Below are 10,663 nucleotides of genomic sequence, written 5' to 3'. Positions count from 1 at the left end.
CCCCAGGGCGCCCGCGCACGTCGGCCCCGGAGCCCGGGGCCCGGAGCCCGGGGCCCGGAGCACGGGGCCCGGGGCCCGGAGCCCGGTGCCCGGAGCCCGGAGCCCGGAGCCCGGAGCCCGGAGCCCGGAGCCCGGAGCCCGGAGCCCGGAGCCCGGGGCCCGGAGCCCGGAGCCCGGAGCCCGGAGCCCGGAGCCCGGAGCCCGGAGCCCGGAGCCCGGAGCCCGGAGCCCGGAGCCCGGAGCCCGGAGCCCGGAGGACCGACCCTCATAAAGCCCTCCCCATCAATGCCTTCACCAAAAGACGCCCCCTACCGCCACCCCGGAACGAGGTAACCCGGAACGCCCGAAAAGAAAACTCCCATACCGGGCAACAGCCCTGGAAGCCGCCAAAGACATAGAACCAACGTCATAAGCAACTGCGCTGACGAAGCGCCAGCCCCCGTTATGATTGGGAGTGTCATAGATCAGGTGTACGTCCCGAGCAAGGGAGACACCGATGGGCACGATGATGGGTCGCCAGATCGAGTCGGTTGTTGAGGATTCGGTTTCCTCGGAGGCGGATTCGGCCGATGTCTTGGACATGGGTCCGAGGAAGAAGGCCGGCGGCGCCGGGGTGGACGTGGTGGCGTCGATTGCCGAGCTGGCGGCCGAGCAGGCCCGCGCGGGCGGGATGTAGCTGTTGGGCGAGGGCGGGCTGCTGCAACAGCTCACGAAGCACCTGCTGCAGGACGCCCTGGACGCGGAGATGGACGAGCATCTGGCCGCCACGACCGAACCCGGGAAACCCGCTCGCAGTGGTGGCAACGCCCGCAATGGCTGCCGGCCCAAGACGGTGCTGACCGAGGCCGGGCCGGTCACCGTCGAGGTCCCACGGGACCGGTGACGGCGCCGGGAACGCGGCGTGCTCGTGGCTGCACGACATCGTGATCGGCGGGAGCAGGCGGACCGGGTAGGTGTCAGCGATCTCCTGGCCGATGGATGCAGGCGATCGCCGTGTCGGTGATCAGCGGGAGATGGCGGCCGTGCTGCTCGAAGGAGCCGACGGGGAGCACGGCGACGCATGGCTGCTGGGGCCTGGAACGTCTGTGCTCGTGGCGGTCGGCAGCAGGTTCACAGGCGTACCAGGAGTTCTGCGACAGTATGACCCACACCCTGAGACCCGCCTCGATGGCGCTACCTTGCGGCCAGGTATGGAAGGCTGTACACATTCCTGGGATCTCAATGAGTCTCGCTTCGGGAGATACGCGACACCGAGGAGACGGCCATGGACCAGTCTGCCCGCGAGGAGCAGCTGCGCGCGGAGGCTGAACTGCATGGGGTTTCCCCAGCCGCGATCCAGCACGCGGTGGAGGTAATCGCAGCTGTCCAGCAGCGCGACAGGGATGACTATCGCGCCAATTTCGGCGGCGAACTCACCCTGGATCAGTGGTTTGAAGGGTACGGAACGCACGGCTTCAACCAGCTGCTCACGTACGCGGCGAATAAGTCTGGTCTAGGCGACGATGGGCCCGACGTGCTGCGCCGTGTGCTGACTGCCGCTGCGTTCGCGGAGCAGGGCGCCCCGAAGACGGACCACTAGGTGTTGGTGTGGCGCCATTCGGCCATCAGGACCTGGGTCGCGTCGCCGTAGGCGCGGGCGCGCTCCCAGACCTTGTGCCGCTCGGTGTGAAGCTGACGGGTCTCTTCCTGTTTGCCGGGGCGGATGCGGACGCCGGCTGATGCTGGGCGGCCACCGGGTCCGACCGGCCTCGTGATTTCGTACAGGGCCGACGAGCCCCGGACATCTTTGGCCCGGCAGCTCGCACCCAACTGTTCCGCCCCGGCAGTGACGCCAGCGACGGCCGGGTGATTGAGCGGCATCCCCAACGCGAACTCCGGCGCCGCCTCGGGGATGCTCCGCCATACGGCGCCGGAACACCGGATCATCTCGACCCACCAGGACGGGCCCGCTGGACCAACGAGCCACGGTCGAGGAAGTCGAGCCGGCGGACGCCGACCCGATGCAGCCCGGCGAAGAAGGCGGTTGGAGGCTCGGAGGTAGGCCACGTCGCAGGCCTGGCTGCGGGCCTGAAGCGCCGGATACGCGGCGAGGTAGCCGCTGCGGCTCTCTGCATTGGCCCCGATGGAGGCGAGCATCTCGCGTGCTGCCGTAGCCCGGCCATGTGCTGCGGCCGAGAGCTGCCCTAAGGGCTGTCCCGTAAATGATCTTTGGGTCTTCCTGGACGTGGCCGTTCGATGTACGAGCCGCTTGCCTATCCGGCGAGGGCGAGGTTGTGCAGTCGGGCGATGCCGAGCATGGCGTGGTGGACGCCGTCGCCTTTGAGGCGGTAGTCGCGGAGGATCTTCCAGGTCTTCATACGGGCGAAGACGTGCTCGACGCGTGCACGGACCTGCTTGTGGGACTTGTTGTGATCCCGCTTCCAGTCGGCCAGTTCTTCGCCCTTGCGGCGGCGGTGCGGCATGAGGAGTCCGGTGCCGGGATAGCCACCGTCGGCGATCGTGAGTGTCTTGCCGACGGCGGCTTTGGCACCGGATTCCTCCCAGGCCTTGCAGTCGTTGCGGTTTCCGGCAAGCGGCCGGCCGACCACGACGACCAGGCAGGTGTCGGCGTCGATGACGATCTGGTGGTTGGTGGAGTACCGGTAGTTCTTCGACTGCGCCGCGATGGTGTGGTCGCGGGTGGGCACCAGGGTGCCGTCCACGATGAGCACGGTGTCCTTGGCGAACCGCTTGCGGGGCTGGAGCGCAAGCATCGGCCCGAGGTGGGCGATGATGCGGTCCGCGGCCGACTTGGACACCCCGAACAGCGGGGCCAGCTGGCGCATCGTCAAGTTCGTCCGCCAGTACGCCGCGACCAGCAGTGCCCGGTCCTCCAGCGGAAGGCTCCACGGCCGGCCCTTGCGGACCGCGTCCGCACCCTCACGCCGCAGCACGGTCACCAGCTTCCCGAAACAGCGCGGGCTCAGCCCGGTGAACGGGGCTATCCAGGACGGCTCCGACGCCGTGATCACACCAGCCACACCAAGATCATCTCACCCGTGACCAGCAGTTACGGGACAACCCTTAGGTGCAGTCTCTGCCGTCTTTGGGCAGGTGTGCCATGACTATGCAGTCGTCGCTGTCTCGCTTTCGCTCTGCGTGTGCGCGGCCGCGCTCTTCGCTGAAAGTCTGCTCCGGGATACGTACCGGCGTGACCGAGCCATTCTGGTCTATGTGGCATCGCACCCGGCTGTCACGCCGCGCCACTCGGCTCAGGTGCTGGGCGTCACGGTTCGGCGCGCAACTCGGGACTTCGCCCGCCTAACTCAGGACGAACTGCTGGTTCTCGTGGCCGTAGACGCAGACCCGGCCTGCTGCGCATACAGAGTTCGCTGGTGGCAGACCGGCAGCCCGGTCCGATGAGTGGAGATCACTCGGTAACCCATGTCAACGTAGTGGTCTGACGGAGAGCCGCAGGTCAGAGGTTGCAAATCTCGACTGTTCAACGGGGGGCTTCATGCCGCTACACAGGATCAAGGTCACCGGACTGCACGGGGACGGAACGGTATGCCCGCCGGCTCACGAGCACACGCGGGGAGGGGCCCCGCTGACCGCGGGGTGCACTGGCCGATTGCGGTACCTGGCTGCGTGCGCATGCGGAGAGTGGAGCGGAGGGTCGTCCACGAAGTCGTACGCGGCGGAGATGGGGAAGAGGCACCGCAGCGCGCAGGCCTGACCTGTAGTTCGCGGCGGGAGCGCGGGCAGGGGGAGGCCGGTGGGCACACCCGGTCAACCGGTGGCTGAGGGCATCTATTGATCAGAAACTCAAAGGGTTCTCGTTCAGGACGTAGCGGACGTGCGGGCCGCCGAAGTAGCCGCGGACGATGTGTGGTTGACGCTGGCGTCTGTGGAAGAATCTGCGGGTTTCGGCGGCGAGTTTCGCGTCCGCCTTGCCGTACGGGATCACGATCCCGTCCTTGCCGGCGGTGTTGGCCGGCTGGACGAAGGGCTTGCCGGCCGCCTCCTCGTCGACGGAGGGCTTCGACACGTAGACGCCGATGCCGAAGGCGACCGCCCGTACGGCCACCAGCCGGCCGCCGCTGCGCAGGCGCCCCCGCAGTTTCGCGCGGGGGGCCCGGGCCGGGGCGGAGGCCGCACACGGCACGGCCGCCTGTTCGGCGTCCGGGGAGGGGGCCGGGTGCGGCACGGCGGGCACCGGCCCGGCGCCGGCCGGAGCCCCGCCCTGTCCGGGCACGGCGGCGCCGCCCACCGGAGGGGTGATCAGGAACGTGGCCCGCCCCGCGTCTTCGGAGCGCAGGTGGCGGATGGCGCGCGCCGCCGCCGAGGCCGATGCGACGGCCACCGCGTCCGCCGCCGCGCCGAGCGCCGCCGCGACCGCCGCCTCGTACCCCGGGGCCACCGACAGCCGCTGCGCGGCGGGGCCCAACAGCCCTTCCAGCCGCGCCGCGAGCAGGGCGGCCGTGCCGTCCTTGCGGCGCAGCCCCATCGCCAGGGCGTCCCGGCGCGCCGACACCGCCGCACGTGAGCGTTCCGCCGCCGCCAGCGCGTCCCGGGCCGCGCCCAGTGCGGCCTCCGCCCCGGCCAGGGCCGCCCGCGCGGCCTCGTACTCGTCTTCCACGGACACGGACACGGACGCGGGCCCGGACGCCGGCACCGGTTCCGAGCCGGGGTCCGCGGCCGAAGACCCCGGCTCCCCCACCTCCCGCGCCAACGCCTCGTACTCCTCCCGCGCCAGCGCCGCCCGGGACTCCGCCCCGTCCCGCGCCGCCACCAGCCGGTCGATCTCCGCCTGCGCCGCGCCCGCCCGGGAGCGGGCCGCGCCCAGCCGCCCCGTCAGCCGCGCCAGGCCCTCGCGCCGGTCGGCGATGGCCCGGGCCGCGTCCCGCAGCCGCCGTTCCTCGTCCGCCAGCGACTTCTCCAGCTCGGCCCGGTGCTCGACGGTGTCCTCCAGCGCCCGCGAGGAGGCCTCCAGCGCGGCCGTCAGTTCCGCTTCCTGCTCGCGGATCCGCGCGGCCTCCTTCTCCATGTCCTCCGGGTCGCGGCCGCGCCGCTCCTCCTCGGGCGCCGCCGAGGCCGACGTGACCCGTGCGTCCGCCAGGGAAGCGGTCCCCCGCACCCGCTCGGCCAGCTGCGAGAGCTCGTACCAGGTCTGCTGAGCGCGCTGGAGCCGCGGCGCGAGTTCCCGTACGGCTTCCTCCAGTTCCGCTTCCCGCCCCGCCGCCGCCGCGAGCTGCGCCTCGGCCGCCTCCTTGCGCTCCTTCAGGGCCGCCTCGTCCGCGACCTCCGCGTCGAGCGCGCCCTTGAGCGCCACGAGGTCGTCGGCCAGCAGCCGCAGCCGCGCGTCGCGCAGATCGGCCTGGATCACGGCCGCCCGGCGGGCCACCGCCGCCTGCCGCCCGAGCGGCTTGAGCTGACGGCGCAGCTCGTCGCCCAGGTCCTGCACGCGGGCGAGATTGGCCTGCATCGCGTCGAGTTTGCGCAGCGCCTTCTCTTTGCGTTTGCGGTGCTTGAGCACTCCGGCCGCTTCCTCGATGAAGGCGCGGCGGCCCATCGGATCGGCGTGCAGTACGGAATCCAGCTGGCCCTGGCCGACGATGACGTGCATCTCGCGGCCGATGCCCGAGTCGGAGAGCAGCTCCTGGATGTCGAGGAGCCGGCAGGTGTCCCCGTTGATCTGGTACTCGCTGCTGCCGCCGCGGAACATGATCCGCGTGATGGTGACTTCGGCGTAGTCGATGGGCAGCGCGCCATCGGAGTTGTCGATGGTCAGCGAGACCTCGGCGCGCCCGAGCGGCGGGCGGCCGGTGGTGCCGGCGAAGATGACGTCTTCCATCTTCCCGCCGCGCAGGGACTTGGCCCCTTGTTCGCCCATGACCCAGGAGAGCGCGTCCACCACATTGGACTTGCCGGAGCCGTTGGGGCCCACGACACAGGTGATGCCCGGCTCGAAACGCAGGGTGGTGGCGGAGGCGAAGGATTTGAAGCCACGCAGGGTCAGGGACTTGAGATGCACGCCGCCGGACTCTACCTTTCACGTTCGGTTTCGCCCATGAAGGTGCAGGGCACATCAGACGTTAAAGGAATCGGCCCCCCACCTGGCGCAACGCCGCCGCGCGGCCGCCCGCGGGCGCGCGGGGACGAAGAGGGAAGGGCCCCCGGGCGCCACGAGCGCGCACCGGGAGGAGAGACCCGACCGAAGAGAGATCCGGAAAGAAAGAAGGGACGCCGAAGCGTCCCTTGCAGATCATTCTGGGTTGTCGAGCGACTAGGGAGCGCGGATCAGGTGAGCGCAGGCTCCGCCTGGGGTACGTCGAGGTCGATGCTGTCAAGCAGCGAGTCTCCGTGCTGTGCGGCGGCCGCGTTCAGTGCGTCGTTCTCGGACTGAATTCGTCCGAGCTCGGACTCGAGGTCCTGGACGCGCTGCTGAAGCCGTCGCATCTCGGCGAGGAGTCGCGGGTCGGAACCGCCGACGTAACCGAGAAGCGCCTTTGCCATGATGGATGGTCCTCCACACTGAGTGACCGACCGAAAGCGGTGTGGGTCGTGAGGGAATCGCACCCGCGGATGTCCGGCAGCGACTGTCAGTCACTGCGCGCGTTCTATGGCTACTGCCACCACTGCCAAACAGCTCAGGTGCGCGGGGCTTCCAGCGTCTCACCAAAAAGTTTGACGGTCAACACGATCACACCCCGTATCGGCGGGCATCCCGGCCCTCGCAAGGGGCGTGGAGATCATCCTCGCTCCCGAGCCTTCCACGGATCCTCCGGGTCGGCAACGTCTCGGCGATGAATGCGCAGATCCGACCGCGTGCGGACCATCCGGCGATCTGTTCAGTACATGATCAGTCGATCGGTCACCGGATCGCGAACCCGTCGTAGCCACCGCGCGGTGTGCCCCAGATCTCTGTCACCCCGTCCACCCGCCCGGGCGTGTCGGTTCCGTGCAGCCACTGCAGGAGCCGGTGGCAATTCTCACGTTGACCTTCGGCCACCACCTGCACTCGGCCGTCGTCGAGGTTGAGGGCGAATCCCGCCAGTCCGCCGATCTCCAGAGCATTCGCCCTGGTGAACCAGCGGAAGCCCACTCCCTGTACACGACCGCGCACCCAGGCGGTCATCCGCACGTCTTCGTTCATGCCTGAACGCTAACTGGGCAAACGTTTTCGGCACACGCCGCCCCCTGGCGCCATGGCGTACAGTCGCGCACCAATGAGCTCACCCGTTCGGGTGAGTAGAGGTTGATCTTGAACTGCGAGGAAGGCAAGCCGAGATGGGACGCCACCGACTCCAAGCCGCCCCCCGCCCCGGCGCGAAGCGCCGCACCGCCGTGCGGGGCGGCCTCCTCGGCGCATGCGCGGCCGTCGTCCTCAGCACCGCGGCCGTCACCACGGGCCTCGTCCCGGTCGGCTCCTCGTTCCCCTATGTAGGGGTCGCGGGCGCGGGGTCCGGTACGAAGACCGAGGCCAAGGCCGAGGCCTCGCCGAGTCCCGACAACTCGCCCCAGCAGCAGGGCGGCCTCGCCAACCTCTCCGGCCGCGCGTCCGCCGGCCCGGGCAGCGGTTCGGCCTCCCCCTCGCAGTCCCCGTCTCGTCGGCAGCGTCAGAGGTGTATAAGAGGCGGGCCGTCGTACTGGGCGAAGACGCGGGTGAAGTCCCACGGCTGCTGGGAAACGCCCGAGCAGGTGTCGGCTCCGCCGCCGGTGCAGGGCCGGTCACGGTTGACCGACCAGAAGGTCAGCCGCGCGAGGTGACGCTGTTGGGCGTAGCCGAGAATGGTGCGGAAGTCGTCGACGGTCACCGTCTCGCCGTTGTCGGTGATGCCGTGCATCGAGGAGATGCCGGTGTGGCGGTAGGCAAGGTCGTCCGAGTACCCGTAGGCGTTCTTGACCGCGTTCTTGAGGCCCTCGGCCGCGCGGACGGTGAGCTGGCCCATGTTCTGGCCGGCGCCACCGAAGTTGAACGGCATGATCGTCCAGCTGTCCACGGTCAGCCCGGATGCGGCGGCCTTGTTGATCAAGCTGCTGTCGGGGCCGTTCTGGCCGGTGCCGAAGGTGACGTACACCTTGATGCCGGGGTTGTTGGCCTTGACGGTCTTCAGCGCGTCGACCGTGCGCTGCTGGACGGTCGGGCTGTCGTACGCCGCCGCCTCGATGTCGATGTCGATGGCCTTCAGCCCGTACGCGTTGATGACCTTCTGGTATGCCGCGGCAAGCTCGCCCGCGCTGCCGCAGGAGCTCTCCAGTTTGTTGCCGCTCCAGCCGCCGAAGGACGGGATGACGTCGCCGCCGTTCGTCCGCACGGTGTTGACCGTCTGCTGGTCGACGCCTCCGGTCAGCGGCCGGCTGCCGTCCCACTGCGGGTTGCAGTAGCCGTTGCTGAGGACGAAGGCGAGCGTGAACCACTTGACGCCGGTTGCGTTCGTCACGGCGGTGGGGCTCGGCGGGCTCCCCCAGCCGTTGTAGAGGTACGGCGCCACGGCCATGGCCCCCGGTCCGGGTGCCGGGGTACCGCCCCCGCCCGGCGCCGTCCACTTCTGGTTGGCGGCGCCGGTGCAGCTCCAGATCTGCAGCCGGGTGCCGTTGGCCGAACTGTTGCCCGTCGCGTCCAGGCACTTGTCCGCCTGCGGGTTGACGATGTCGCGGGCCGCGGTGGCCGACCACTGCTGGGCGGCGGTGCCGTTGCAGTCCCACAGCTGGATCCGGCTTCCGTTGGCGGTGCGCCCGATGCCACGTCCAGGCACTTGCCGAGCGCGCGGATCGTGCCGTCGCCGACGACGTTCCACTGCTGTGCGGTGGTGCCGTTGCAGTCGTAGAGCTGTACGGCGGCACCGTTGGCGCTGCTCGCCCCGGCGACGTCGACCCATTTGCCGCCGAGACCGGTGACCTGGCCGGTCGCCGCTGCCGCGCCGATCGCGGGGCTGCCGCTCAGGCCGGTGACGAGGGCGGCCGCCGCCGCTGTGCCCAACACACCGCGCACGGTGGGCCCGCGCAGGAGTCTCGTGGTCATCGGGTCACCGTCCACTTCTGATGGGCGGCCCCGGTGCAGGTCCATATCTGCAATCGGGTGCCGTTGGCCGAGCTGCCGCCCGAGGCGTCCAGGCACTTGTTCGCCTGCGGGTTGACGAGGTCCTGAGCGCCGGGGACGGCCCACCGCTGGGCGGCGGAACCGTTGCACTCCCACAACTGGACCGACGTACCGTCGGCCGTACCTCCCGAGGCCACGTCCAGGCACTTCCCGAGCGCGCGGATGGTGCCGTCGGTGCCCACGCTCCAGCGCTGGGCGGCGCTGGCGTTGCAGTCGTAGAGCTGTACGGGGGTGCCGTTGGTGGTACCCGCGCCCGCGACGTCCACGCACTTGCCGCCGGTTCCGGTGATGGGACCGCCGCCGCCCGGCTGACCGCTGTCGGTGCTGACCCGTACGTAGTCGACCAGGAGCTGCTGGGGGAAGACCGTGCTGCCGTTGGGGTCTCCGGGCCAGTAGCCGCCGACCGCCAGGTTGAGGATGAGGAAGAAGGGCTTGTTGAAGACCCATTGCTTTCCGCCGAGGTCGGCGGGGGTGCGGCGCTGGTATACGGTGCCGTCGACGGACCAGGTGATCGCGTTGGGGCTCCAGTCGACGGCGAAGGTGTGGAAGGCGTCGGCGAACGCCTGACCACCGGGCAGGGCGTACCCGGCGCCGATTCCGCCGGTGCCGGAGTACCCGGGACCGTGCAGGGTGCCGTGGACAGTGGACGGCTCGAAGCCCACGTTCTCCATGACGTCGATCTCACCGGAGTTGGGCCAGCCAACCTGGCCGATGTCGCTGCCCAGCATCCAGAACGCGGGCCACATGCCCTGTCCGCGCGGGATCTTCATCCGGGCCTCGACCCGGCCGTACGTCGTGGTGAACTTGCCGGCTGTGTTCAGCCGTGCGGAGGTGTACTCACATCTTCCGTACCAACACTGGTGGTTGGCCGGGTTCTCACGGCGGGCGGTGATGGCCAGGTGGCCCTGGCCATCAAGGGCGGCGTTGCGGTTGCCCGCCGTGTAGTACTGCCGCTCGTGGTTGTTGACGTTGTCGCCCGTCTCGATCTGCCACTTCCCGCCGTCTACGGCGGAGCCCGCCGGTCCGTCGAAATCGTCGGAGAAGGTGACAGCAGCCACTGCTGCGGCCGCAGTCGCGGGTGGCCGCGCCGCTGGCGCGGGCGCACCCTGCGCAAGTCCGGTGGACAGTGACGCGAGGGTGAGGACCGAGACGAGAGACAGCAGCAGTCGTCGGGATAAGTGTGGGGGGTGCATGACTCTCCCTTCCAGGGAGCATGGCGGATATATCGCCCCATGGCATGCATATGACAACGATGGGGGTGCATGCGAACCCGAATGATCGCTGCACCGGCAGGGATTGGGGGCGAGAAGTCGAGCCCGGCGGGCCCTTTCATCACGAAGTGATTTAAGTAGTGACCGAAAACCCTGTCAAGGGCTTGGTATGGACCACATTCATGAACGCAGCCGCATCAGGGCATCCAGTCGTCGCGCCATCGCCACGGGGCGCAACCAGAACTGCGCCCTCTACGGGAACTGCACGTTCCGAGTGAAGGTGTCCCGCTCGACGGGGACCGCCAACCTCGGATCGCCGTACCGGCGGCCCACACGAAACGGCCGCGGAGGCTTCCGGCGAGACGGTTGA

The 10,663-nt window shown here is 69.5% G+C and carries 8 protein-coding genes and 3 pseudogenes; 3 read left to right on the top strand and 8 right to left on the bottom strand.

The features are described from left to right. Nucleotides 1–496 precede the first annotated feature (496 nt). Together DRB96_RS40590 and DRB96_RS40585 are read left to right on the top strand one after the other, a co-directional pair. Complete coding sequence (locus DRB96_RS40590) at nucleotides 497–676, top strand: hypothetical protein (RefSeq protein ID WP_112452860.1); 180 nt, start codon at nucleotides 497–499, stop codon at nucleotides 674–676. 3 nt (nucleotides 677–679) lie between these two features. Next, a complete protein-coding gene (locus tag DRB96_RS40585) occupies nucleotides 680–883 on the top strand; it encodes a transposase (RefSeq protein WP_162688929.1) in 204 nt (67 codons plus the stop codon). Between the two features lie 6 nt (nucleotides 884–889). Here the strand turns inward: DRB96_RS40585 and DRB96_RS40580 are convergent. Further along, nucleotides 890–1,114: pseudogene (locus DRB96_RS40580) on the bottom strand (creatininase family protein); the annotation flags it as partial. 150 nt (nucleotides 1,115–1,264) lie between these two features. Here DRB96_RS40580 and DRB96_RS40575 point away from each other — a divergent pair. Beyond that, nucleotides 1,265–1,579 carry a hypothetical protein gene (locus tag DRB96_RS40575; protein ID WP_112452858.1) on the top strand — a complete coding sequence of 105 codons (315 nt, stop codon included), beginning with the start codon at nucleotides 1,265–1,267 and terminating at the stop codon, nucleotides 1,577–1,579. Here the strand turns inward: DRB96_RS40575 and DRB96_RS40570 are convergent. From DRB96_RS40570 to DRB96_RS40530, 7 genes and pseudogenes are all read right to left on the bottom strand, one after another. Continuing rightward, a complete protein-coding gene (locus DRB96_RS40570; protein ID WP_162689151.1) occupies nucleotides 1,576–1,866 on the bottom strand; it encodes a hypothetical protein in 291 nt (96 codons plus the stop codon). The two genes, DRB96_RS40575 and DRB96_RS40570, sit on opposite strands and share 4 nt — an antisense overlap. A gap of 386 nt (nucleotides 1,867–2,252) precedes the next feature. Beyond that, nucleotides 2,253–3,020 (bottom strand): transposase, encoded by a 768-nt coding sequence (locus DRB96_RS40565; protein WP_112452856.1) that lies wholly within the window; start codon nucleotides 3,018–3,020, stop codon nucleotides 2,253–2,255. A gap of 1,238 nt (nucleotides 3,021–4,258) precedes the next feature. Beyond that, a pseudogene (locus tag DRB96_RS40555) lies at nucleotides 4,259–6,013 on the bottom strand (AAA family ATPase); the annotation flags it as partial. Between the two features lie 266 nt (nucleotides 6,014–6,279). Continuing rightward, nucleotides 6,280–6,495, bottom strand: coding sequence for a hypothetical protein (locus tag DRB96_RS40550; protein WP_030227372.1), 216 nt, complete (start codon nucleotides 6,493–6,495; stop codon nucleotides 6,280–6,282). 358 nt (nucleotides 6,496–6,853) lie between these two features. Beyond that, nucleotides 6,854–7,135 (bottom strand): acylphosphatase, encoded by a 282-nt coding sequence (locus DRB96_RS40545; protein WP_112452854.1) that lies wholly within the window; start codon nucleotides 7,133–7,135, stop codon nucleotides 6,854–6,856. Between the two features lie 463 nt (nucleotides 7,136–7,598). After that, nucleotides 7,599–9,004, bottom strand: a pseudogene (locus DRB96_RS40535) (ricin-type beta-trefoil lectin domain protein). Then, nucleotides 9,001–10,275, bottom strand: a complete 1,275-nt coding sequence (locus DRB96_RS40530) for a glycoside hydrolase family 16 protein (RefSeq protein ID WP_112452853.1) — start codon at nucleotides 10,273–10,275, stop codon at nucleotides 9,001–9,003. The pseudogene DRB96_RS40535 and the gene DRB96_RS40530 overlap by 4 nt, the downstream one beginning before the upstream one ends. Nucleotides 10,276–10,663: the final 388 nt, after the last annotated feature.

Origin of the sequence: Streptomyces sp. ICC1 (genome assembly GCF_003287935.1) — a bacterium.
Taxonomy (GTDB): Bacteria; Actinomycetota; Actinomycetes; order Streptomycetales; family Streptomycetaceae; genus Streptomyces; species Streptomyces tritrimontium.
The sequence above is the reverse complement of the archived record's forward strand: the minus strand, read 5'-3'. Positions and strand labels throughout refer to the sequence as shown.

What these genes read in the sequence shown, in the direction of transcription:
- DRB96_RS40545 (WP_112452854.1), bottom strand. Translation starts at nt 7,135, where the DNA reads ATGAACGAAGACGTGCGGATGACCGCCTGGGTGCGCGGTCGTGTACAG.
- DRB96_RS40575 (WP_112452858.1), top strand. Translation starts at nt 1,265, where the DNA reads ATGGACCAGTCTGCCCGCGAGGAGCAGCTGCGCGCGGAGGCTGAACTG.
- DRB96_RS40550 (WP_030227372.1), bottom strand. Translation starts at nt 6,495, where the DNA reads ATGGCAAAGGCGCTTCTCGGTTACGTCGGCGGTTCCGACCCGCGACTC.
- DRB96_RS40530 (WP_112452853.1), bottom strand. Translation starts at nt 10,275, where the DNA reads ATGCACCCCCCACACTTATCCCGACGACTGCTGCTGTCTCTCGTCTCG.
- DRB96_RS40590 (WP_112452860.1), top strand. Translation starts at nt 497, where the DNA reads ATGGGCACGATGATGGGTCGCCAGATCGAGTCGGTTGTTGAGGATTCG.